Consider the following 22,543-nt stretch of genomic DNA (forward strand, 5'->3'; position numbering starts at 1 on the left):
CCTGCCCCCACACAAACGACTCGGAGAGGTTTCATGGCACGCGCATCAATATCGGACGATCAAAAGGCCCTGACGGTAGAGGACGCCACCCTGCCGGTGGTGGATCTGTCGGGCCTGTTCACCGGGGACGACGGAGACAAGGCGCGCGTCGCCGCAGAACTGGGCGACGCAGCGCGCACCTCGGGTTTCTTCTACATCACCGGGCACGGCATTTCGCAGGATCTCATCGACGCGGTCTTTGCCGCGTCCAAAGCGTTCCATGAGAAGTCCCGCAGCTTCAAGATGAAATACTGGTCGGGGTTTACCACCCATCATCGCGGCTATGTCCCGTTCGAGGAAAACGGAGCGGACTTTCCCAAGTCGATCAATTTCAACGAAGCCTGGGACATGTCCTATGAGGCCCCCGCCGATCACCCCGACTATCTGGCCAGGTGGCGTATGACCGGCCCCAACATCTGGCCCGACATCCCCGGATGGAAAGAGACCGTTGGCGGCTATTACGATCAGGCCTTTGACCTTGGCCTGCGCCTTTTGGATGCACTGGCGCTTGAACTGGGGGTCGACCCCGAAGAGTTGACCCGCCACATCACCTTTCCCACGTCACAGTTGCGCCTGCTGCGCTACATCCCCAACGACATGCCCGCCACCAAGGAATTGGTGGGGATCGCGGCGCATTCGGATTTCGAGTGTTTCACCATCCTGATGACTGGCGCGCCGGGGTTGCAGGTGATGAACGCCGATGACGTCTGGATCGAGGCACCGCCGATCCCCGGCTGTTTCGTGGTCAATATCGGCGACATTTTTGAGACGTGGTCCGGGGGGCAGTTCAAATCGACCCAGCACCGGGTCGTGAACCTGGGGACAGAGCGATATTCCTTCCCGCTCTTCTTTGGTCTGGACTACCATGCGGTGGTGGAACCGCTGGAAAAGTTCCGCACGCCCGAAACGGTTGCGAAATACCCCGCCATGAAGGCCGGGGATCACCTGATGCGCATGTCCGTGGGGGCCTTTCGTTACATGGCCGACGCCCGCGACAAGGGGGAACTGGTGCCAGACTACGACGTGCCAGAGGAAAACCCCTTCAAGCGGGAAGCAAAACAACCCGACCCATAGGCATCGCCCCAAGGTACAGGACCGCGCCAAAGATGAGACTTCGCAGCCATCCCGATTTCGACACGGATCCCCTGCCTCGCAGCGCAACGCTGCGGGGCTTTGCCCTGACACCACTGACGCCTGCCGAGGTTGACGAGGATTTCGCCGCCGTTACCGGCGCGGCCCATGTGTTGAAGAACATGTTCGGCCCATGGCCCGCGGGGCTGACATTGACGGAAAACCTGTATGATCTGGCCTGGCACGACCGTGAGTTCGCGGCGGCCCGTTCCTTTTCATGGATCGTGCGGGACAAGGACGGCGTCTATATCGGCTGCGCCTACCTCTTTCCCGAAATGGGGCGGCGCGGGGCGGCACACGGGTTTATCTGGATCATTGACCTGGCGGATCGCGTGGCGTTGCTGGACCAGTTGCAGGCTGAATTGAGCGACTGGTTTGCCGCGACCTTGCCGCATCCCGTCGCGGTCGCGTGGCATAGGCCCACGGCATGACAGTCTGACAGCCTAGAACCCGGCAGAGATCGCGCAGCGCGCGGGCTCTGTCCGTGCCACGACACGCCCGTTCGAGATCACCGCCAGCCGCGCGGGCCGCAGCCGCAACGCCTCGATCGGATCTGGCGCGTCCAGCACGATCAGGCTGGCGCGCTTGCCCACCTCCAGCCCGAAATCCAGCCCCATGATCTGCGCGGGCGTGTCCGTCACCATCTGATAGGCCGCGCGCATCTGGTCAGGGGCGGTCATCAGCGCCACATGCAGCCCCATATGCGCCACCTCCAGCATGTCGCCCGATCCCAGCGGATACCACGGGTCGCGCACGCAATCCTGACCGAATGCCACCGTGACCCCCGCTGCGCGCAGTTCCGGCACGCGGGTCAACCCGCGTCTTTTGGGATAGCTGTCCATTCGCCCCTGAAGGGTGATGTTGATCAGCGGATTGGGGATCGCCGCCACCTGTGCCTCGGCGATCAGCGGCAACAGCTTGGCCACATAGTAATTGTCCATCGAGTGCATCGAGGTCAGATGCGACCCCGCCACCCGCCCTTGCAGGCCAAGGCGGATTGTCTCGGCGGCCAGCGTCTCGATATGGCGGCTGTGGGGATCATCGCTTTCGTCGCAATGCAGGTCGACGCGCAGGCCGCGCGCGGCGGCCAGCTCACAGGCCGCCCGGACCGAGGTCGCGCCCGCCGCCATCGTGCGTTCGAAATGCGGGATGCCGCCGACCACGTCAACGCCCGCATCCAGCGCGCGGATCACCTGCGCCTCTGCCCCCGGCGCGCGGTACCAACCGTCCTGCGGAAAGGCGACCAGTTGCAGATCCAGAACGTCACGCACGCGCTGTCGCACCTCCAGCAGCGCCTCGACGGTGCGGAAATTCGGATCGGTCACATCCACATGGCTGCGGATCGCCAGCACGCCCTGCCCCACCGCCTGCCGACAATAGTCCAAAGCGCGGGCCACAATATCTTCGCGCGTCTGCTGCTGTTTCAGCTCGCCCCACAGCGCGATCCCCTCCAGCAGCGTGCCAGAGGCATTCACCCGGGGCCGCCCATAGCTGAGCGTCGCGTCCATGTGAAAATGCGCATCGACAAAGGGCGCGCTGATCAGTTTGCCCGTGGCGTCGATGACCTCCCCCGCCTGTGCCGTGATCCTCGGCTCTACGGCGGTGATGATCCCGCCCGCAATGGCAACATCCGCGCGGCTGCCATCCGCCAGCACGCCGCCCTTGACCAGAATGTCCATGCCCTGCGCCTCCATCATCTGCCCTGTCGGTTGAAACCCTAGCAGAGGCCGCGTTGTGCCTCGACCGGGAAACGTATCCTACGGTGTCTCGAACACAGCCAGCATGGCCGAACGGAGCCGGTCAAGATCCTCATCCACGCTCACGGTCGGATCGCAGATGAAAGGCGGCAAGACATCCACACGAACTGTACCGCTGCGCGGGATGAACGTGCCCCGTGGCAACAACAAGTCAGAGTCGCGAATGACAATTGGGCGGATGGTGCGGCCGGTTTCCCTGGCCACCAGAACCGCCCCCGCCTTGAACGTGCCCAGCGTGTCGGATCGCGCGCGTGTGCCTTCGGGAAACAGCACCACGGACCGCCGCGCGGGCATGGTCCGCACCGCCGCGCTGAGGGTCTCCAACGCAAGCTTGCCGCTCTTTCGGTCAATCTCGACCAGCCCGGCGCCGGTGAACCCGGTGCGCAGCAAGGGGGTCTCAAACAGCTCTTTCTTGGCGGCAAAGGTGAACCATTTTTTGTCCGGCACCACGTCCATCAGCACGAAGCCGTCCAGATGGCTGCGGTGGTTGATCACGATGAGGCTGTCGGTGTCGTCGCCCAGCGCCTGTCTGTCTGCCTTCGACATATCCGCCCGGATGCTGAGCAACCGCAAGAGCCGCGAACAGGCCCGTTTGACCAACCGCCAATACCACCCGGAAAAGCCCTTTCGCCGGGCGCACAGCAGCGGCACAAAACCGATGAACCCGAAATAAAACGGCCCTAGCACGATCAGTGTCGTGCGCTTGAGGGCCCGAACGGGCAGCGGATCAATGGCCACCGTCGCAGCCTCGCGTGATGCGGAACGTCGTGTCATGGGCCCCAGTCTCATGTTGCAGCCAAATCGGGCCTTTGGTCCATGACAACGATGGCGCCTGACTGGCAGCCGGAGATCATGACAAGTGTCGGGCATGTCCGCTGTGACCAGCGTCAATGAGTCTGTGTGGGGCATCCGTCTTCACAAATCAATGGAAACCACCAGACCGTAGACCCGGGTCAGGTGAACTTGCGAAACAGCTTGGTCTGGTCAAAGATATCTTCCAATTCCTGCATCCGCCCCTTGGTGTCGTCCCAATTGAGCGTCTGAACTGCCGAGATCATGGTTTCGACCAACAACATCGGCGTGGCCAGCGAATCCCATGCCGATGGCACGATGATCCGGCTGGTCAGGCTGATGTCCGCCAGCCGATGCACGGGAGAGCGCCACTGATCGGTGAACAGCACGATCTTTGCCCCCCGTGCGCGGGCCATTTCCGCCAGCTTCAGGGTGTTGTTCTCATACCGTCTGACGTCGAAAATGATGAACACATCCCCCTCTGCAGCATTCAGCAGGTAGTGCGGCCATGTATTCGAGGTGGATTGTACATGCGTCAGATTGGGACGGATGACCTGCATATGCAGGAACATGTATTCGGCCAGCGTATGGGTGATCCGGCCGCCCACGATGTACAGATGCCGGTCCCGGTCTGCGGCCAGCGCGCAGGCCCGATCAAAGGCGGCGGGGTCGATATGGGCCAGAGTGTTGCGGATGTTGTCGATCACCGCGTCGGTAAAGCGGTTCAGGATATGTTCCGACGGGGCCGCCCCGGCCCATGTTTCGTGTTTGGCAATCGGTCCCTTGGCAATGGCGCCCAGCTCATCCCGCAGGTCGGTCTGAAAATCGGGATAGCCCTTGTAGCCCAGCTTTTGCACCATGCGCGCCACGGTGGGCACAGAGACATTGGCCCCCTTGGCCAGCGCCGCCAGGGGGCCCAGCCCGGAGGCGGGGTAGTTTTCCAGAATCGACAGCGCCAACTGCCGCTCCGCCCGGGTCATGTCATCCAGCTGCTTCTGGATGCGATCCGAAATGGTGCGGTCTTTATCCGTCATCGGCGGCACCTCATTTTGACCACAAATATACCAGAGCACACGGGCCTGTGATAAATTTTTCACAATTCTGTTGACAGACGGACGGCTTGGCAAGAGTTTTTCTCAGGTAGGGGGCGCGATGAATCACCGTGACGATGCCTTGATGAACGATATGGTCGATGTGCGAAACGCGCAGGCGGCGTCGCCGGTCGTTATCGTCTGCGAACATGCCAGTGCGCATATTCCGCAGGCGTTTGGCGATCTGGGCCTAGCTGCCGACGCGCTGCACAGCCATGTGGTCTGGGATCCCGGTGCAATGGCTGTGGCGACAGAGATGGCGGCCCTGCTGGACGCTGCGCTGGTTGCCTCGAAAACCTCGCGGCTTGTCTATGATTGCAACCGTCCCCCCGAAGCGCCCGACGCGATGCCCGCGCGCAGCGAAATCGTCGATGTGCCGGGGAATCAAGGCCTGAGCGCGGCGCAACGGTCTGACCGTGTCGCCACCTACTATACCCCATTCCGGGAGGCGCTGGCGGCTGTGATTGCAGCGCGGACAGCGCCCATTCTGGTGACGATTCACAGCTTTACACCCGTGTACCACGGCAAGACCCGCGACGTGGAAATTGGTATCCTGCATGACAGCGATGCCCGCCTTGCAGATGCGATGCTTGGGCTTGCGGCCCACCACACCTCCCGCGCCGTGCGGCGGAATGAACCCTATGGCCCTGGCGATGGCGTCACCCACACTCTCAAGGAACACGCCCTGCCCCATGGATATCTCAACGTGATGCTGGAGATCCGCAACGACCTGATCGCCGATGAGGCTGCACAGACCGACATGGCTGCGACCCTTGCCGAATGGGTATCGCAGGCCCTCAAACAGGTTGAGGCCAAGGCATGACCAGCCTGATGCGCGGCTTTGTCCGGGTCGTGGACAGCATGAACCGCCGCATCGGGCGGGTCATGATGTACGGCATCTTTGTGATGATGGGGATCCTGCTGTGGTCCTCGATCTCCAAGACGTTTTTTCTGCCCTCGCTCTGGACGCTGGAAATGGCCCAGTTCGCCATGGTGGCCTATTACATGCTGGGCGGTCCCTATTCGATCCAGATGGGATCAAACGTGCGGATGGATCTGATGTATGGCGAATGGTCCGACCGCCGAAAGGCGCAGATCGACGCGATGACGGTGCTGTTCCTGATCGTCTACCTAGTCTTTCTGCTCTGGGGTGGCTGGGAAAGCCTGATGTATTCGCTGAAATACGGCGGTGAGCGCAGCTCTTCGGTCTGGCGGCCCTACATGTGGCCGATCAAATCCATCATGGTTCTGGCCATCTTTCTAATGCTGTTGCAGGCGATCTCTGAGTTCTTCAAGGACATCCTGCGCATTCAGGGACACGACATGGGAGACAAGCTCTGATGTCTTATGAACTGATCGCCGCGCTGATGTTTTCCTCGATGATGCTGATGCTGCTGACCGGCCAGCGCGTGTTTGGCGCTATCGGGTTTGTCGCCGTGATTGCCGCCTTTTTCCTCTGGGGAGATCGGGGCGGGTTTGACCTTGGCTTTGCCGCCGCGATCAAGCTGATGAAATGGTATCCGCTGCTGACGCTGCCAATGTTCATCTTCATGGGCTACATCCTGAGTGAATCGCGGATTGCCGACGACTTGTACAAGATGTTCCATGTCTGGATGGGCGGGTTGTCCGGCGGTCTAGCGGTGGGCACCATCGGGTTGATGGTGCTGATATCCGCCATGAACGGCCTCTCCGTGGCGGGCATGGCCATCGGGGCCACCATCGCCCTGCCCGAACTGCTCAAACGCGGATACGACAAACGCATGGTGACGGGGGTCATTCAGGCCGGGTCATCGCTGGGAATCCTTGTGCCACCCTCTGTTGTGCTGGTGCTCTACGCGATGATCGCGCGGCAACCTGTGGGGCAGTTGTGGCTGGCCGGTGTGGTGCCGGGGCTGATGATGGCAGCAATGTTCGTGATTTACATCGTGATCCGCTGCCGCCTGAACCCCGCGCTTGGCCCCATCCTGCCGCCCGAGGAACGCGCCATGCCGATGGGCGAAAAGATTCGGCTGCTGGGGGCCGGTCTGCTGCCGCTGTTCATTTTCTTCACCATGATGGTGCCATTCGTGAACGGCTGGACATCGCTGGTCGAAAGCTCTGCCATCGGGGCGATTGCCGCCTTTCTGGCCGCCGTGCTCAAGGGACGCATGACGCGCGAGGTGTTTGAGACAAGCGTGCGCAAGACGCTGGGCATCTCCTGCATGTTCATGTGGATCATCCTTGCCGCGCTGGCCTTTGGGGCGGTGTTCGACGGGCTGGGCGCGGTCAAGGCGATTGAGTCGCTGTTCACCGAAAAACTGGGCCTCAGCCCGTGGATGATCCTGATCCTGATGCAGCTCAGCTTTATCCTGATGGGCACCTTTCTGGACGACACCGCCATGCTGGTGATTGTCGCCCCGCTGTATGTGCCGCTGGTGGGTGAACTGGGCTTTGATCTGATCTGGTATGGCGTGCTTTATACGATCACCACGCAGATTGCCTACATGACGCCGCCGTTTGGCTATAACCTGTTCCTGATGCGCGCGATGGCCCCGCCGGAAATCACGCTGCGCGACATCTACGGGTCTATCCTGCCGTTTGTTCTGGTGATGATTGTCGCACTGGCCACCATCATGGCCTTCCCGGAACTGGCCCTTTGGCTGCCGGGATACGTCTACGGAAATTAACAACCCAAGAGATCCCGGCCAAGGGACGCAATTTGAGAAGAGCTTCAACAGAGAGGACACGACCATGACCACAAGACGCAAGTTCCTGACCACCGCCGGGATCGGCGGCGCAGCCGCCCTGGCCAGCCCCACCGTCGTCAAGGCGCAATCGGCCATCAAATGGCGCTTTCAGACCTATGCAGGCGGCGCATTGGGTGAACATGTGACCAAGCCGGTCATCGACTACATCAACGCCAATTCCAACGGCGAGCTTGAGGTCGAATTGTTCTACGCCGACCAGATCGTCCCCACCGGAGAGCTGTTTCAGGCGCTGCAACGCGGCACCATCGACGGCGTGCATTCCGACGACGATTCCATGGCCTCGCCCACGCCGCTGCGCCAGTTCGGCGGCTATTTCCCCTTTGCGACCAAACACATCCTCGACGTGCCCGTGCTGTTCAACCAGTACGGCCTGAAAGAGATCTGGGAAGAGGAATACGCCAAGGTCGGCGTCAAATGGCTGTCGGCTGCGGGTCAAGACCCCTGCAACTTCAACACCAAAAAGGAAATCACCAGCGTCGCCGATCTCGACGGGCTAAAGCTGTATACCTTCCCCACGGCGGGCCGTTTCCTGTCGAAATTTGGCGTGGTGCCGGTGAACATTCCCTACGAGGACGCCGAAGTGGCGGTCCAGACCGGTGAGTTGGACGGCATGGCGTGGTCCGGCATCACCGAGGATTACACCGTCGGCTGGGCGGATGTGACCGACTACTTCCTGACCAACAACATCTCCGGCGCATGGATCGGGTCGTGGTTCGTCAATGAGGAACGCTGGGCCGAACTGCCGGACCACCTCAAATCCGTGGTGATGGCCGCGACAGAGGCCGGTCACACCTACCGCAACCAGTGGTACTGGGGCGGCGAAGCAGCCCTGCGCGCCAATGGCGACAAGCTGGCGCTGCGGTCGGTACCCGCCGCTGAGTGGGCAGAGGTCGAGGCCGCCGCCAAGGAGTTCTGGGAAGAAGTGGCCGAAGAAGGCGAAGTCCACCAGAAGATCGTCAACATCTTCAAGGAATACAACTCCGTCATCAACCAGGCGGGCGCACCGTACAACTTCGAATAAGCGCTCCTACAACACGACCATATGCACCCTCGCCTTGCGGGGGTGCTTCACCATGAAGAGGGCATGACCACATGGCTGGAAATCTGACGTTCGACGGTCTGAAAGAGGCCGTGGCAAGCGGTACAATCGACACCGTTCTGGCCTGTTTCCCCGATATGCAGGGTCGGCTGATGGGAAAACGGTTCCATGCGGTGAACTTTGTCGAGACCAGTTTCAAGGAAACGCATTGCTGCAACTACCTGCTGGCCACGGATCTGGAAATGGCCACGCCTGAGGGCTATGCCGCCTCCAGCTGGGAAAAGGGCTATGGCGATTACATCATGGCGCCGGACCTGTCGACCATCCGCCTGCTACCGTGGCTGGAAGGCACCGCCATGGTGCTGTGCGACGTACTTGACCACCAAACCCACGCGCCTGTGCCTCATTCGCCGCGCCAGATGCTAAAGACCCAGATCGCCCGGCTGAAAACCCTGGGCTATGACGCCATGATGGCGACCGAGTTGGAGTTCTTCCTGTTCGAACAGTCCTTTGACGACATCCGCAAAGGCGGGTTCCGCGATCTGACCCCGATCAGCGGTTACAACGAAGATTACGCCATCCTGCAGACCACCAAGGAAGAAGGCGTGATGCGCCCGATCCGCAACCATCTGTTCGCCGCTGGCCTGCCGATTGAAAATTCCAAGGGTGAGGCTGAGACGGGTCAAGAAGAGCTGAACATCCGCTACGCCGAGGCGCTCGACTGTGCCGACCACCACACCATCGCCAAAAACGCCGTCAAGGAGATCGCATGGCAACACGGGCGCGCGGCCAGCTTTTTGCCGAAGTGGCACCATGACAAGGTCGGCTCGTCCAGCCATGTTCACCAGTCGCTGTGGCAGGACGGCGCGCCGATGTTTTTCGACAAGGACGCCGATCTGGGCATGTCGCAGTTGATGAAACACTACATGGCGGGCGTGATCGCCTATGCGCCGGATTACACCTTTTTCCTGGCCCCCTACATCAACAGCTACAAACGCTTTGCAAAAGGCACCTTTGCGCCCACAAAAACCGTCTGGTCGGTGGACAATCGCACCGCCGGGTTCCGACTGTGTGGCGAAGGGTCCAAGGGTGTGCGCGTCGAATGCCGCATCGGTGGCTCTGACCTAAACCCCTATCTGGCGCAGGCCGCCATGCTGGCCGCCGGGATCAAGGGGATCGAGGACAAGATGGACCTGTCCCCGCCCACACGGGGCGACATCTATGAAGACGCCAAGGCGCAGGACATCCCGCAAACCCTGCGCGCCGCCACCGAAACTCTGCGCGGATCGGCCTTTCTGCGTGAGGCGTTCGGCGACGCGGTGATCGATCACTACACCCGTTGCGCCGAATGGGAGCAGGAAGAGTTTGACCGCGTCGTCACCGACTGGGAAATCGCGCGCGGCTTTGAACGGGCATGAAGGCCCTGCGCGCCACACCCTGCTTGCCGGTGGCGGACAGCGATGCCGCGCGGGCGTTTCTGCGCGATTGTCTGGGGTTTGACGTCGCGCACCGGGACGACCGCAGCGCCTATTGCCACCTCGACACCGCGACGTTGCGCCTGATCAACGCCCCTCCAGATGCCGATATGGATGATCCGGCCCGTCAATTGGTCTTGTACATCGATGTCGATAACGTAGAGGCGTTCCACACGGCGCATCAGACCGCGCTGGAGGCCCTGCCACATGATCATTTTCGCGCCCCGTTTGACCAACCCTACGGACAGCGCGAAATGCATGTCATCCATGGCCCGTTTCTGTTCATTCTGGGCCAACCCGTCCACAAGGAAGCTATATGATCCGCTGTATCTCTCCCATTGATGGCTCGGTCTATGCCGAGCGTGACACACTCACCTTTGACACCGCCCGCGACGCGGTGAACCGTGCCAAGGAAGCGCAGACCACATGGGCCGCCAGACCGCTGGCAGAGCGCATTGCGCTGGTTCAGGCCGGCGTCGCAAAAATCGGCGAGATGAACGATGAGATCGTGCCAGAGCTGGCCCACCAGATGGGCCGCCCCGTCCGCTACGGCGGCGAATTTGGCGGTTTCAACGAACGCGCGACCTATATGGCCGACATCGCCCAAGAGGCGCTGGCCGATATCGAGATCGAAAACAGCGATGCCTTTCGCCGCGTGATCAAACGTGTGCCACATGGCGTTGTTCTGGTCGTGGCGCCGTGGAACTACCCCTACATGACCGCCATCAACACGGTCGCGCCTGCGCTGATCGCGGGCAACGCGGTGATGCTGAAACATGCCAGCCAGACCTTGCTGGTGGGCGAACGTCTGGCGGCAGCATTTCACGCAGCGGGCATTCCTCAGGATGTGTTTCAGAACGTGTTTCTGGACCACCAGACCACCACTGACCTGATCGCCGCGAAATCCTTTGGCTTTGTGAACTTCACCGGCTCTGTCGGCGGCGGCAAGGCGATGGAGCGCGCCGCTGCCGGGACGTTCACCGGCATCGGGCTGGAACTGGGCGGCAAAGACCCCGGTTATGTCTGCGACGACGCCGATCTGGACGCTGCCGTCGACACGCTGATCGACGGCGCGATGTTCAACTCCGGCCAATGCTGCTGCGGCATCGAACGGATTTACGTCGCCGAACAACACTTTGACGCCTTTTTGGCAAAGGCCGTTGCCATCGTGCGCGGCTATAAGCTGGGCAATCCGCTGGACGCCGAGACGACAATCGGTCCGATGGCGCACAAACGCTTTGCCGATGAGGTCCGCGCCCAGACGGCAGAGGCGATCGCCGCCGGAGCCACCGCCCATATCGACACCTTTTCCGAGGATGATGGCGGCGCCTACTTGACGCCGCAGATCTTGACCAATGTCACCCACGACATGCGCGTGATGCGCGAAGAAAGCTTTGGCCCCGTGGTTGGCATCATGCCGGTCAAGGACGACGCCGAGGCGATCCGTCTGATGAACGACAGCGACTTTGGCCTGACGGCTGCTGTCTGGACCCGCGATGCCGCGCGGGCCGAAGTGATTGCCGACCAAATCGAAACCGGAACGGTATTCATGAACCGCGCCGACTACCTTGATCCCGGTCTGTGCTGGACCGGGTGCAAGGACACGGGCCGCGGTGGTGGCCTGTCGATCATCGGCTATCACAACCTGACCCGCCCAAAATCCTACCATCTGAAGAAGGCCTGAGCCTATGTCTCTTACCGCAAACTGGTCTTACCCCACCGCCATCCGTTTCGGTGCGGGCCGTATCTCTGAAATCGCCGTGGCCTGCACCGCCGCCGGGATCACCAAACCCCTGCTGGTGACGGACCGTGGCCTGAAGGACATGGCGATCACCACCAAGACGCTGGACCTGCTGGAGGCCGCCGGTCTGGGCCGCGCGATCTTTGCCGACGTTGACCCCAACCCCAATGAAAAGAACGCCGAAGCCGGTGTGCGCGCCTTCAAGGAAGGCGGGCATGATGGTGTGGTCGCCTTTGGCGGCGGCTCTGGCCTCGATCTGGGCAAACTGGTGGCCTTTCTGGCGGGTCAGACCCGTCCCCTGTGGGATTTCGAGGACATCGGCGACTGGTGGACCCGCGCCGACGCCGACGCCATTGCGCCCATCGTGGCCGTGCCGACCACGGCAGGCACCGGGTCAGAAGTGGGCCGCGCGTCGGTCATCACCAATTCGGAAACCGAGCAGAAGAAGATCATCTTTCACCCCAAGTTCCTGCCCTCGGTGGTGATCTGCGACCCGGAACTGACCGTGGGGATGCCGAAATTCATCACCGCAGGCACCGGGCTGGATGCCTTTGCCCACTGTGTCGAGGCGTTCTGTTCACCGCACTACCACCCGATGTCACAGGGCATCGCGCTGGAAGGCATGCGGCTGGTCAAGGACTACCTGCCCCGCGCCTACGCGGATGGCACGGACCTTGAGGCACGCGCACAGATGATGTCGGCCGCCGCCATGGGGGCCACCGCCTTTCAAAAAGGTCTTGGCGCGATCCATGCCTTGTCGCACCCCATCGGCGCGATCTATCACACCCACCACGGCACCACGAACGCGGTCTGCATGCCTGCGGTCTTGCAGTTCAACAAACCGGCGATCACGGATGTTTTGGTACAGGCGGCCAACTACTTGGGCATCGACGGTGGATTTGACGGGTTCTGCGGGTTTGTCGACGATCTGAACGACAGCATGGGTATTCCCAAGTCGCTGGCCGGATTGGGGATCGAAAACCCCGATATCGACCGCATTGTTGCCGGGGCGCTGTCGGACCCCAGCACCGGCGGCAACCCAGTCGAAATGACCGCCGCAAACACGCGCGATCTGCTGCTGCGGATCGTCTGATACGGGACGGCCCCCGCGCCGTTTGACAGACCTCTGTCCCCCCGGCGCGGGGGGACAGCCTGCTCTGGCAGGGCCAAGTGATGCGGTAGGGACACGCGGTGCCGTATCGGCCGGCCCCCCGTATTGCGCAGGTGCAGCATTCTCCGTAGATCCGTTAGCGCTAACTAAAGTACCGCAATCGGAGCACCCCATGAGCACCCCGCAACTCGACAACGCCCAGATCGCCCAGGCCGCCTTTTTCCTCTGGCTGGAAGAAGGCCGCCCCGAAGGTCAGGACCGCGACCATTGGTTTCGCGCGACCGAGGCGCTGACCGCCTCGGCCACGGTCGCCGCCAAACCTGCGCGCAAGCCGCGCGCCAAGGCCGCCGCCAAACCCACCCGCGCCGCGACCGCGGCAAAACCCAAGGCAGCCACCAAGACAATGGCGGCCGCGAAACCCGCAGCCGCCCGCAAACCTCGTAAAAAAGCCGAAGTTTGATCCGTCACAGAATCCAACTAAGGCTGGTGGGCGGCGCCATAGTCATCGGCCCGCCCGCCATTCCAATCAGGACGCGACCGGCATGCGCCGCTCGACAATCTCTGCCCACCAGGAACAGCCCGCCGGAATCGCCTCGTCGTTGAAATTGTACTCGGGGTGATGCACCATGGCAGTGTCGCCATTGCCGACCAGGATATAAGCCCCCGGCCGCTCTTCGAGCATAAAGGCGAAGTCTTCACCGCCCATGACCAGCGGGGCCTCATCGACATCGCCCGACACCGCGCGCGCCACGTCACGGGCAAACTCTGTCTGCTCGGGATGGTTGACCATGACCGGATACCCTCGGTGATAGGTGACATCCGCAGTGCCGCCAAAGGTCGTCGCCACACCAGCCGACATCTCCTTGATCCGCTTTTCCGCAAGATCGCGCATTTCGGTCGACTGGGTGCGCACGGTGCCCTTTAGATGCACCCGTTGCGGGATCACGTTGAACGCCTTGGACGAGGTTTCAAAGCTGGTGACAGAGACCACCACCTGATCCACAGGGTCCGCATTGCGCGAGGCGATGGTTTGCAGCGCCAATACCAGAGTGGAGGCCATGACAGTGGTATCCACAGTCTCATGTGGCTTGGCCGCATGGCCGCCCAACCCCTCGAGGGCGATCTCGAACTGGTCAGTTGCGGCAAAGAACGCGCCTTCGCGGATGGCAAAGCTGCCCACCGGCTTGCCCGGCCAGTTGTGCATTCCGTACACTTCCTGAATGGCCCAACGATCCATCATGCCGTCGTCGCACATTTCCTTGCCGCCACCGCCGCCTTCTTCGGCGGGCTGAAAGATCACCACGACGGTGCCGTCGAAATTCCGCGTCTCAGACAGATATTTGGTCGCGCCCAACAACATGGCCGTATGGCCGTCATGGCCGCAGGCGTGCATCGCCCCATCGGTCTTGGAGGCATAGTCCAGCCCGGTCTGCTCATGGATCGGCAGCGCGTCCATGTCAGCGCGCAGGCCGATCACCCGGCCAGATCCGTTCTGTCGCCCCTTGATCACACCCACGACGCCGGTTCGGCCAATGCCGGTCACGACCTCGTCACATCCAAAATCCTTGAGTTTTTCCGCCACCAACGCAGAGGTGCGATGCGTCTCAAACAGGATTTCCGGGTTCTCGTGCAGGTCGCGCCGCCAAGCGGTGATTTCATCCTGCAATTCGGCAAAGCGGTTCTTGACGGGCATGGAGTTTCCTTTCCGGTTTCAGGTCTGGGCCGTGTCCCGCGCCCCCGGTTCGGTTGGCGCGTCACATGCAGACCGTGTCAGTCAATCAGGTGCAACGCGGCAAAAGCCGCCCCAAAGGTAAGTTGCCTTTTATCAGAGAATACGCGTCGCATCGGCGGGTTCAAGACGACCGAGGCGGATTTCACAGGTTCGGTCCCGGGCGCAAAGGACTGCCATCAAAAAAGCGACCGATGCGAAAACGGCTGAGATCATGACCCGGGTCACCGCCCGTAGCCAGATCCAGCGCCACCCGGCCAAATCCCGGCCCCGCGCCAAAACCATGCCCGCACATGCCGGTGCAAACCGTCAACCCGGGCAGCGCCGCCACGCGGTCCACCACCGGCACGATGTCCGGCAAGACATCTATCATGCCACCCCACCCCGCCTGCATGTCGATGCGGTCGAGGTCGGGAAAATGCGCGCCGAACCGCTGCGTGACCTCGGCCAGTTTCGCCACGTTCGGTCCGGGGTCCAGAATGCGCAACCGCTCAAACGGGCTTTGCTCTGCCCCGCTCCAGTGACGCGGGGTCGAAAAGGCATCCGGCCAATTAGCAGGCTGCGGGCGCCGCAGACGCACGTCGAATTCCCCCGACAACGCCAAGGGCAGGTAATGCCGCAAATGGCGCAAGGCGTCAGGGCCAAGGGACAGTTCCGCAAAGGCCGACGGCGCCAAGGTATAGCCGCCGTCGGCGCGCGGGCGGAAGGCAAGTCGATCATCGACCGCCGCGACATCGACCACCCGGTGCACCGGGTGCGTCGCCATTGCCGTGGAGCGCACAGAAAGTTGGGGGATATCCACGCCATGCCGGCGCAGGAACAGAGACGACCACGCGCCGCCCGCCAGCACCACCGCGCTTGTCCTGATCCGTCCGGCCTCGGTGGCCACTCCGGCGATCCTCCCCGCCTGCCGGTCCAACCCGCGCGCGGCACAGCGTTCAATGAGTGTGGCCCCCTCGGCGCGGGCCAACCGGGCAAGCTCGGGAACCGCCGCCCAAGGTTCTGCCACCATGTCGGTCGGGGTGTGCAACGCGCCCATCCACGCGGCGCGCGGATAGCCCAGATGCCGCAACATGGCCGTGCGCCCCAACATCTCGCTGGACACGCCCAGACCGCGCGCCTCTGCCAGCCAGGCCTCAAAGGCCCCAAGCTCACTTGCCGTGCGCGCAAGATAGGTGACCCCGGTGGTCCGCGTCCCCAGCCGCCCATGGCTGGCCACATCCAGTTCGCGCCACAGATCTTGCGCCTCCAGCGCGATGGGGATCTCGGCCAGATCCCTGCCCTGTACGCGGATCCAGCCCCAGTTGCGCGAGCTTTGCTCCGCCGCGATCCGCCCCTTTTCCAGCAGGACAACGGATAGCCCGCGCCGCGCCGCAAACAGCGCTGTACTGACCCCGATCACCCCGCCACCGATGACGACAAGATCCGCCGCCTCGGGCAGTTGTGCGGAAAACTCGACAGGGCCGTCGTCGCGGAATGGAAATGACATGCCAACTCCTTGTTTGCGCATTGCGCAGACTTACAGCTTCTTCTTGGTCAAAATACCTCCGGGGGTGAGGCCGCAGGCCGAGGGGGCAGCGCCCCCTGCGCCCGCCTCAGGCCAGACGCTCCAACAGGTGCTCCATGAACCTTTGCCCGTCCTGAAACTGGGCGAGGGTGATATACTCATCCGGCTGATGCGCCACGTTGATGCTGCCGGGGCCGCAGACCACCGTCTTGTAGCCCGCCTGCTGAAAGTGGCTGGCCTCGGTGCCGTAGCTGACAAAGTTCTCCGAATTGTCGCCCGTGATCGCGCGCACCAGCGCCTCGGCGGTGTTGTCGTCTTCCGGGGCAAAAGGCGGCAGTTCGAACTTTTCGATCAGCTCAAAACCGGTTTCGGGGCGGATTGCCTGCATCTCGGCATTCAACTCGGCCATCTTGTCCGTCGTCAGACGGCGCCATTGATCCAGCGTCTCACCCGGCACGACCCGGTAGCCAAGACCGAACTCACAGTCCTTGGCGCTGATATTATGCGCGGTTCCGCCATGGATCATGCCGACGTGGACATTTGTATAAGGCGGATCGAACAAACCCGCCATGCCCACAGGGTCGGCCGCCTGAAGATCGGCGTTCATCTGGTTCGCCCAGTCGATCATCTTGGCCGCCCACATGATCGCGCTGACACCGGTGTGCAGCAGAGAACTGTGCACCTCAAAGCCATGAACATGGACCCAGAAATTCACCCCGCCCTTGTGGCCGGTGACGGCCTTCATCATCGTCGGCTCCCCCACGATCACGTCCGAGGCGCGCGGCAGAACCTGCATCGCCTCGATCAAGGGCGGCGCGCCGGTACAGCCGATTTCCTCATCGTAGGACAGGGCCAGTTGCAATGGCCGCGAGACGCCGCGTCTGTGTGCCTCGACCAGCGCCCAGATCGCCAGCGCGTCAAACCCCTTCATGTCGGTGGTGCCGCGTCCGAACAATTTGCCGTCCTTTTCGGTCACGGCAAACGCGTCGAAATGCCAGTCCTGACCATCCACGGGCACCACGTCCGTATGGCCTGACAGGATCACGCCCCCCGTCTCTTGCGGCCCGACATGGGCAAAGATCGCCGCCTTTTGCGGGTCGTCGGGTTTGACGTGCCGATGCGCGTCAATGCCATGGCTGGCAAGATAGTCCTGCACCCAGTCGATCAATGGCAGATTGGTATCGCGGCTGACGGTGGGAAAGCTCACCAGTTTTTCCAGCAGCGCACGGGGGGACAGCACCTCGGGCAAGAGCAACCTCATTGTTTTGCGGGCGGATGCACCATGCCTGTCATGGAAGCGTCAAGTCCGCAACCACCGGGTAATGATCAGAGGGCCAGTCGCCCACCCGCCTGCCGCGAACCGCCCAAGGACCGGCCGAAACGGTCAAATCCGGGGTACTCGCTATGCGGTCAATCGGGCCGAACAGGTGCAGGCCCCGGTTGAAGTGAAAGCTGGCAGAGCGTGGCTCGACCGCAGAAAACCCGCCGCCGCGCAGGATATCCACCGTCCGCCAACCGGACAGAGCATTCATGTCTCCCATCACCAACACGGGCACGCCCCGTGACAACACAGGAGCCATATGCGCCAGAACCGTCCGGGCCGCATGTCGCCGCCTGGCTGGTCTGTGGAAATGGAAATGGACGTTGTAGACGCGCAGACGTTGCCCGCGCCGATCCTCAAAATCCGCCCAGGACGAATAATATAGCCAAAAACCGCGCATCCTGCGCTCTTTCGCGATCACGTCGGGCGGTTCATGCAGGAACCATCCCTGGTCGATCACCCGCAGCCTGTCCGTCCGGTAGAAGATTGGCTGTCGTGTCGGAAAGCGTCGCCAGTCACCGCTGGCCGCCACGGCGTAGTCGGGGTTGCGCGCCAGAAGCCAGTCGCGCGCAAGATTGGTGCTGCGGTCGGCGTCCGGGCCGATGCTCACCATCTCCTGAAAGGCCATCAGGTCGGCGTCTGCCTCCTTGAACACCGCGTCCAGCGCATGTTTGCGGACCTCCCAGTCCGCCACGGACCACGGTCCGTGTTCACGGGCCAGGTGGATAAAATGCACATTGTGGGTCGCGACCCGCAGGTGGTCCGGGGATCGTTGCGGAACAAGTTGCGGCACGGCCGGCGGCGATCCGCATCCGATCACCAGACCCATCACAAGGACAAGCAAAGCGCGCATGCATCACACCTTTGGCGCGGGCGTGTCGCGCAGCCATTTGCCATCGAACCAGGACGTGTACCAATCCGGGCGCTCTGCCTCGATCAAACGCAGCAGGGCGGCGGCGGTGCTGTAGTCGTCCAGCCCGAGGCTGATGAACCCACTATCGCCTGAGGGCATCACAACCTGCATCTGAAACTTGCCGCGACGGGCAAATCCGGTGCCCCGCGCGTTCCAGCGGATATCCGGCACATGGCGGTCAAAGACCGCGCGGATCTCATCCGTCGGCCCGAATGGCAGGCTTGGGTTTTCGGGCACCAGTCCTGTCAGGTACGGGCCATCGTCAAGGCAGGGATCGTCAGGAGTTACCGGCGGCGGGCCGTCAAACCTGTAGATTCGGACCCCGCCCGCCATGCCCTGTCCCCCTCGCGGTCAGTACCCGCTGTCGGTGGTCAGTACCATGTGGCCGGGGCTGACCTCTTCATAGACCGACGGCTCTGGCTCATAGTCGACCGAATGGATCGGCGACGGGATCGGTTTGAAGTTCAGATCCTTTTCCGATTTGCGGCGGCGGGGGTCGGCGATTGGCACCGCCTTCATCAGGGCCTGGGTGTAGGGATGGCGCGGGTCTTCGAACACGGCGCGGCGCGGCCCCAGTTCGACGATCCGGCCCAGGTACATCACGCCGACGTTGTGGCTGACCCGTTCGACCACCGCCATGTCGTGGCTGATAAAGAGATAGCCCAGCCCCATGTCCACTTGCAGTTCCATCATCAGGTTGATCACCTGGGCCTGAACCGACACATCCAGCGCGCTGACGGCCTCATCCGCGACGATCAACCGGGGGCGCAGCGCAAGCGCGCGGGCAATGGCGATCCGCTGGCGCTGACCGCCTGACAGTTCGTGCGGGTAGCGGCGCATGAAACTGCGCGGCAGTTCGACCCTGTCAAACAGGCCTGCAACGTGATCCATCACGGCGCTGCCGGTTTCCAGGCCGTAATTGTGGATCGGCTCTGCCACCTGATCGGCCAACTGGATCTGCGGGTTCAACGAGGCGAACGGGTCCTGAAAGATCATCTGCATGTCGCGCCGCGCCTCGCGCAGGGCGCCCTGCGACAGACCCATGATGTCCGTGCCATCTAGATCGACCTTGCCCTTGAGCGGTTCGACCAGCCGCAGGATCGACCGACCGGCGGTGGATTTTCCGCAACCGGACTCGCCCACCAAACTCAGTGTCTGTCCCTTGTTCACGGTAAAGGACAGATCCTCGACCGCGTGAACATTGGCGACCGTGCGGCGAAAGAAGCCGCCCTTGACCGGAAAGCGCGTCGTCAACCCCTCGACCGTCAGCAGTCGCTCATTTGTGCCGGGGATCGGCTTGATTTGCTGGTTGTCATGGCCGACCAGTTTCATCGGTTCGGGCAGGTCGGTGCCGGTCATCTCTCCCAGTTTGGGGACCGCCGCCAGCAACGCCTTGGTATAGGGATGTTGCGGGGCCTCAAAGATCTCTTCGACAGTGCCTTCTTCAACCTTGTTGCCGCGAAACATGACGACTACCCGGTCCGCCATCTGGGCGACCACGGCCATGTCATGGGTGATGAACATGACCGCCGTGCCGGTTTCCCGTTTCAGACGGTCCATCAGGGCGAGGATTTCTGCCTGGATGGTCACGTCCAGCGCGGTAGTCGGCTCATCCGCGATCAGCAGGCGCGGCTTGCATGCCATGGCCATTGCAATCACCACCCGCTGGCGCATTCCGCCCGACAATTCGTGCGGGTACTGCGTCAGGCGGCGTTCGGGTTCCGGGATGCGCACCTCGCGCAACAACTCGATGGCGCGCGCATCGGCCTGCTTGCGCGACATGCCACGATGGACACGCAACCCCTCTGTCAGTTGCTTGCCCACGGTGAAGACCGGGTTCAGCGCGGTCATCGGCTCTTGGAAGATCATGCCGATCTCATTGCCGCGAATGTCGCGCATGTGGCGCTGGTCCATGGTACGCAGATCGACAGATCCGCCTTCCTTGCGGTCAAACAGCAACTTGCCCCCGGCAATGTCGCCGCCGCCGTATTCCACCAGCCGCATCAGTGCCAGCGAGGACACCGATTTGCCCGACCCGGACTCACCGACGACACAAACTGTCTCACCCGGCCCGATGTCGAAACTGACATCCTCGACCCCCACCACAGGGCCGTCCTTGGTCTGGAACTCGACCCGCAGCTTTTCGATCCGGGCGATTGGTCCCTTGGTGGCTGTGTCAGGTGCCGTATCCAGCATGTTGCGCGCTCCCCAGCTTCTGGAAACCAGAGGCTATGGGCTGAGCGCGCGCGCTGTAAAGACCCACTGTGCTTTTACGTCAGGCAAAGCTTGCATTTTGTGCATCTTCTGCTTTCGATGGGGACGGAGTGGGGTCTCCGGCGTATCGTTGTCAGATCAGCGGTTGCATTGGTCGCGAGAGCGTGCCGATTATCCCACCATAAACAAAGGGACTGGAGGAGACAGCCGGTCCCGCCCAACATGGAGTGACACAATGAAACTCAAGTCTCTATTGCTTGGGGCCGCTGCTGTAATGGCGCTGGCCCCCGCCGCTTTTGCCGAGCGCGCCTCGGACGGCGAGGTCAAGATCCTGTATTGGCAGGCTCCGTCGATTCTGAACCCATTCCTGTCGGGCGGTACAAAAGACACCGAAGCCGCATCGTTGATTGTCGAGCCGCTGGCCCGCTACAACGAAACCGGCACGCTGGTTCCCTGGCTGGTTGACGAGGTTCCCACCGTCGCAAATGGCGGCGTGAGCGAGGATCTGACCCAGATCACATGGAAGCTCACACCCGGGCTGCTGTGGTCCGACGGCTCTGCCGTGACCTCGGCAGATGTGAAATTCACCTACGAGTACTGCACCCACCCCGAAGGCGGCTGCGCGCAGCTGACCAAATTCGAAGGCGTGACATCAGTCGAGACCCCGGATGACCAGACCATCGTGGTCACATTCGATTCCCCGACCCCGAATCCCTATGGTCCCTTTGTCGGCAACGAGAGCCCGATCCTGCAAATGGCCCAGTTCGAGAACTGTACCGGCGCGGCGGCCTCGACCTGCACCGAACAGAACTTCAACCCCATTGGCACCGGCCCGTTTGTCGTCACCGAGTTCAAGACGAACGACGTGATCACCATGGTCGCCAACACCAATTACCGCGATCCGGCAAAGCCCGCCTTTGCCAACCTGACCCTCAAGGGTGGCGGCTCTGCTGCGGCGGCGGGTACGGCCGTGATGGAAACCGGCGAATTCGACTACGCCTGGAACCTGCAACTGGCCCCCGACGTCATCGCCAAGATGGAAGAAGGCGGCAAGGGTGTGCCAATTGCCGGGTTTGGCCCGCTGCTGGAACGCATCATGCTGAACAACACCAACCCCGATCCGGCGCTTGGTCCGGATGAGCGGTCGGTGATCCGTCCGCACCCATTCCTGTCCGACCCCGCCGTCTACAAGGCGATGTCGATGGCCATCGACCGGCCGCTGCTGGTTGAGGTCGGCTATGGTCAGGCCGGTCGCGTGTCGTGTTCCTGGGTGCCCGCGCCTGCGGCCTTTGCCGTGGAGATCGAAGGCTGCGACGTGCAGGATCTCGATGGTGCCAACAAGATGCTGGATGACGCCGGTATCGTCGACACAGACGGCGACGGCATCCGTGAAAAGGACGGCGTGCCGCTGTCGATCGTTTACCAGACCTCTGTCAACGCCGTCCGTCAGGACTTTCAGGCGCTGATCAAGGATTGGTGGGAGCAGATCGGCATGGAAGTCGAACTGCGTTCGGTCGACTCTTCGGTCTTCTTTGGTGGTGACGCGGGTTCGCCCGACACCTTCCAGAAGTTCTATGCCGACGTGGAAATGTACGCCAACACCTTCAACGGCACCGACCCGCAGGCCTACCTCGGAAACGGACTTTGCGACAAGGCACCGCGTCCCGCAACCCAGTGGCAGGGTGAGAACATCAGCCGCTTCTGCGACGAGGAATTCGATGCCCTGCACAAGCAGTTGAGCGAGACCGCTGACATGGCAGAGCGTTCGCGCATCGGCAAGGAATTGTCGCGCATGGCGTTCGAGCGTGGGTCGATGATCCCGCTGGTCCACCGTGGCCGTCTTTCGGCGCATTCCAACAGCCTCGGCGGCGTCAAGCTGAACGTCTGGGACTCTGAGCTGTGGAACGTCGCCGACTGGTATCGGATGGACTGATCC

21 protein-coding genes are annotated in these 22,543 nt (G+C 62.1%); 12 read left to right on the forward strand and 9 right to left on the reverse strand.

The features are described 5' to 3' along the window. Window positions 1-33: 33 nt before the first annotated feature. Together CHB90_RS13935 and CHB90_RS13940 are read left to right on the forward strand one after the other, a co-directional pair. Window positions 34-1,113, forward strand: coding sequence for an isopenicillin N synthase family dioxygenase (locus CHB90_RS13935; protein ID WP_089278483.1), 1,080 nt, complete (start codon window positions 34-36; stop codon window positions 1,111-1,113). Window positions 1,114-1,145: 32 nt separating this feature from the next. Next, window positions 1,146-1,601 (forward strand): hypothetical protein, encoded by a 456-nt coding sequence (locus CHB90_RS13940; RefSeq protein ID WP_089278484.1) that lies wholly within the window; start codon window positions 1,146-1,148, stop codon window positions 1,599-1,601. 12 nt (window positions 1,602-1,613) lie between these two features. Here CHB90_RS13940 and CHB90_RS13945 read toward each other — a convergent pair whose 3' ends face one another. From CHB90_RS13945 to CHB90_RS13955, 3 genes are all read right to left on the reverse strand, one after another. Next, entirely contained in the window at window positions 1,614-2,849 is a 1,236-nt protein-coding gene (locus CHB90_RS13945; RefSeq protein ID WP_089278515.1) for a cytosine deaminase, read from the reverse strand. A gap of 78 nt (window positions 2,850-2,927) precedes the next feature. Beyond that, entirely contained in the window at window positions 2,928-3,701 is a 774-nt protein-coding gene (locus CHB90_RS13950) for a lysophospholipid acyltransferase family protein (RefSeq protein WP_170941068.1), read from the reverse strand. Window positions 3,702-3,880: 179 nt separating this feature from the next. Beyond that, on the reverse strand, window positions 3,881-4,753 hold the full coding sequence (locus CHB90_RS13955) for a MurR/RpiR family transcriptional regulator (RefSeq protein WP_089278486.1): 873 nt from the start codon (window positions 4,751-4,753) through the stop codon (window positions 3,881-3,883). A gap of 118 nt (window positions 4,754-4,871) precedes the next feature. Here CHB90_RS13955 and CHB90_RS13960 point away from each other — a divergent pair, with 118 nt between their 5' ends. The 9 genes from CHB90_RS13960 to CHB90_RS14000 all read left to right on the forward strand — a co-directional run bounded on the left by CHB90_RS13960 (window position 4,872) and on the right by CHB90_RS14000 (window position 13,383). Continuing rightward, the gene (locus CHB90_RS13960; protein WP_245823248.1) at window positions 4,872-5,633 is read left to right on the forward strand and encodes an N-formylglutamate amidohydrolase; all 762 of its coding nucleotides are present in this window, start codon (window positions 4,872-4,874) and stop codon (window positions 5,631-5,633) included. After that, window positions 5,630-6,151 carry a TRAP transporter small permease subunit gene (locus CHB90_RS13965; RefSeq protein WP_089278487.1) on the forward strand — a complete coding sequence of 174 codons (522 nt, stop codon included), beginning with the start codon at window positions 5,630-5,632 and terminating at the stop codon, window positions 6,149-6,151. The genes CHB90_RS13960 and CHB90_RS13965 overlap by 4 nt, the downstream gene beginning before the upstream one ends. Continuing rightward, entirely contained in the window at window positions 6,151-7,476 is a 1,326-nt protein-coding gene (locus tag CHB90_RS13970) for a TRAP transporter large permease (RefSeq protein WP_089278488.1), read from the forward strand. The genes CHB90_RS13965 and CHB90_RS13970 overlap by 1 nt, the downstream gene beginning before the upstream one ends. A gap of 64 nt (window positions 7,477-7,540) precedes the next feature. Next, window positions 7,541-8,578 carry a TRAP transporter substrate-binding protein gene (locus tag CHB90_RS13975; RefSeq protein WP_089278489.1) on the forward strand — a complete coding sequence of 346 codons (1,038 nt, stop codon included), beginning with the start codon at window positions 7,541-7,543 and terminating at the stop codon, window positions 8,576-8,578. A gap of 71 nt (window positions 8,579-8,649) precedes the next feature. Further along, window positions 8,650-10,014, forward strand: a complete 1,365-nt coding sequence (locus CHB90_RS13980; protein WP_089278490.1) for a glutamine synthetase family protein — start codon at window positions 8,650-8,652, stop codon at window positions 10,012-10,014. Further along, window positions 10,011-10,391 (forward strand): VOC family protein, encoded by a 381-nt coding sequence (locus CHB90_RS13985; RefSeq protein WP_089278491.1) that lies wholly within the window; start codon window positions 10,011-10,013, stop codon window positions 10,389-10,391. Before CHB90_RS13980 ends, CHB90_RS13985 begins: the two co-directional genes overlap by 4 nt. Then, complete coding sequence (locus CHB90_RS13990; RefSeq protein ID WP_089278492.1) at window positions 10,388-11,755, forward strand: aldehyde dehydrogenase family protein; 1,368 nt, start codon at window positions 10,388-10,390, stop codon at window positions 11,753-11,755. The genes CHB90_RS13985 and CHB90_RS13990 overlap by 4 nt, the downstream gene beginning before the upstream one ends. Before the next feature lie 4 nt (window positions 11,756-11,759). Beyond that, window positions 11,760-12,905, forward strand: a complete 1,146-nt coding sequence (locus CHB90_RS13995) for an iron-containing alcohol dehydrogenase (protein ID WP_089278493.1) — start codon at window positions 11,760-11,762, stop codon at window positions 12,903-12,905. A 190-nt stretch (window positions 12,906-13,095) separates the two neighbouring features. Continuing rightward, entirely contained in the window at window positions 13,096-13,383 is a 288-nt protein-coding gene (locus CHB90_RS14000) for a DUF2934 domain-containing protein (protein WP_089278494.1), read from the forward strand. A 66-nt stretch (window positions 13,384-13,449) separates the two neighbouring features. Here CHB90_RS14000 and CHB90_RS14005 read toward each other — a convergent pair whose 3' ends face one another. The 6 genes from CHB90_RS14005 to CHB90_RS14030 all read right to left on the reverse strand — a co-directional run bounded on the left by CHB90_RS14005 (window position 13,450) and on the right by CHB90_RS14030 (window position 20,589). Next, complete coding sequence (locus CHB90_RS14005; RefSeq protein WP_089278495.1) at window positions 13,450-14,616, reverse strand: M20 aminoacylase family protein; 1,167 nt, start codon at window positions 14,614-14,616, stop codon at window positions 13,450-13,452. Window positions 14,617-14,797: 181 nt separating this feature from the next. Beyond that, complete coding sequence (locus CHB90_RS14010; protein ID WP_089278496.1) at window positions 14,798-16,141, reverse strand: NAD(P)/FAD-dependent oxidoreductase; 1,344 nt, start codon at window positions 16,139-16,141, stop codon at window positions 14,798-14,800. A gap of 106 nt (window positions 16,142-16,247) precedes the next feature. After that, window positions 16,248-17,408, reverse strand: a complete 1,161-nt coding sequence (gene argE, locus CHB90_RS14015; RefSeq protein WP_089278497.1) for an acetylornithine deacetylase — start codon at window positions 17,406-17,408, stop codon at window positions 16,248-16,250. A 40-nt stretch (window positions 17,409-17,448) separates the two neighbouring features. Continuing rightward, a complete protein-coding gene (locus CHB90_RS14020) occupies window positions 17,449-18,333 on the reverse strand; it encodes an endonuclease/exonuclease/phosphatase family protein (RefSeq protein ID WP_089278498.1) in 885 nt (294 codons plus the stop codon). A 3-nt stretch (window positions 18,334-18,336) separates the two neighbouring features. After that, window positions 18,337-18,726 carry a hypothetical protein gene (locus CHB90_RS14025; protein WP_089278499.1) on the reverse strand — a complete coding sequence of 130 codons (390 nt, stop codon included), beginning with the start codon at window positions 18,724-18,726 and terminating at the stop codon, window positions 18,337-18,339. 18 nt (window positions 18,727-18,744) lie between these two features. Then, the gene (locus tag CHB90_RS14030) at window positions 18,745-20,589 is read right to left on the reverse strand and encodes an ABC transporter ATP-binding protein (RefSeq protein ID WP_089278500.1); all 1,845 of its coding nucleotides are present in this window, start codon (window positions 20,587-20,589) and stop codon (window positions 18,745-18,747) included. Window positions 20,590-20,842: 253 nt separating this feature from the next. Between CHB90_RS14030 and CHB90_RS14035 the strand changes: the two genes are divergently transcribed. Continuing rightward, window positions 20,843-22,540, forward strand: coding sequence for a peptide ABC transporter substrate-binding protein (locus tag CHB90_RS14035; RefSeq protein ID WP_089278501.1), 1,698 nt, complete (start codon window positions 20,843-20,845; stop codon window positions 22,538-22,540). Window positions 22,541-22,543: the final 3 nt, after the last annotated feature.

The sequence above is a fragment of the Antarctobacter heliothermus genome (assembly GCF_900188425.1).
Classification (GTDB): Bacteria; Pseudomonadota; Alphaproteobacteria; order Rhodobacterales; family Rhodobacteraceae; genus Antarctobacter; species Antarctobacter heliothermus.

Excerpts from the sequence above, each read along its gene's own strand:
- CHB90_RS13985 (WP_089278491.1), top strand. The coding sequence starts at position 10,011 with ATGAAGGCCCTGCGCGCCACACCCTGCTTGCCGGTGGCGGACAGCGAT.
- CHB90_RS14005 (WP_089278495.1), bottom strand. The coding sequence starts at position 14,616 with ATGCCCGTCAAGAACCGCTTTGCCGAATTGCAGGATGAAATCACCGCT.
- CHB90_RS13950 (WP_170941068.1), bottom strand. The coding sequence starts at position 3,701 with ATGACACGACGTTCCGCATCACGCGAGGCTGCGACGGTGGCCATTGAT.
- CHB90_RS14020 (WP_089278498.1), bottom strand. The coding sequence starts at position 18,333 with ATGCGCGCTTTGCTTGTCCTTGTGATGGGTCTGGTGATCGGATGCGGA.
- CHB90_RS14010 (WP_089278496.1), bottom strand. The coding sequence starts at position 16,141 with ATGTCATTTCCATTCCGCGACGACGGCCCTGTCGAGTTTTCCGCACAA.
- CHB90_RS13975 (WP_089278489.1), top strand. The coding sequence starts at position 7,541 with ATGACCACAAGACGCAAGTTCCTGACCACCGCCGGGATCGGCGGCGCA.
- CHB90_RS14030 (WP_089278500.1), bottom strand. The coding sequence starts at position 20,589 with ATGCTGGATACGGCACCTGACACAGCCACCAAGGGACCAATCGCCCGG.
- CHB90_RS13970 (WP_089278488.1), top strand. The coding sequence starts at position 6,151 with ATGTCTTATGAACTGATCGCCGCGCTGATGTTTTCCTCGATGATGCTG.
- CHB90_RS13990 (WP_089278492.1), top strand. The coding sequence starts at position 10,388 with ATGATCCGCTGTATCTCTCCCATTGATGGCTCGGTCTATGCCGAGCGT.
- CHB90_RS13960 (WP_245823248.1), top strand. The coding sequence starts at position 4,872 with ATGAATCACCGTGACGATGCCTTGATGAACGATATGGTCGATGTGCGA.
- CHB90_RS13965 (WP_089278487.1), top strand. The coding sequence starts at position 5,630 with ATGACCAGCCTGATGCGCGGCTTTGTCCGGGTCGTGGACAGCATGAAC.
- CHB90_RS13935 (WP_089278483.1), top strand. The coding sequence starts at position 34 with ATGGCACGCGCATCAATATCGGACGATCAAAAGGCCCTGACGGTAGAG.
- CHB90_RS14000 (WP_089278494.1), top strand. The coding sequence starts at position 13,096 with ATGAGCACCCCGCAACTCGACAACGCCCAGATCGCCCAGGCCGCCTTT.
- CHB90_RS14025 (WP_089278499.1), bottom strand. The coding sequence starts at position 18,726 with ATGGCGGGCGGGGTCCGAATCTACAGGTTTGACGGCCCGCCGCCGGTA.
- CHB90_RS13945 (WP_089278515.1), bottom strand. The coding sequence starts at position 2,849 with ATGGACATTCTGGTCAAGGGCGGCGTGCTGGCGGATGGCAGCCGCGCG.
- CHB90_RS13995 (WP_089278493.1), top strand. The coding sequence starts at position 11,760 with ATGTCTCTTACCGCAAACTGGTCTTACCCCACCGCCATCCGTTTCGGT.
- CHB90_RS13940 (WP_089278484.1), top strand. The coding sequence starts at position 1,146 with ATGAGACTTCGCAGCCATCCCGATTTCGACACGGATCCCCTGCCTCGC.
- CHB90_RS14035 (WP_089278501.1), top strand. The coding sequence starts at position 20,843 with ATGAAACTCAAGTCTCTATTGCTTGGGGCCGCTGCTGTAATGGCGCTG.
- CHB90_RS13955 (WP_089278486.1), bottom strand. The coding sequence starts at position 4,753 with ATGACGGATAAAGACCGCACCATTTCGGATCGCATCCAGAAGCAGCTG.
- CHB90_RS13980 (WP_089278490.1), top strand. The coding sequence starts at position 8,650 with ATGGCTGGAAATCTGACGTTCGACGGTCTGAAAGAGGCCGTGGCAAGC.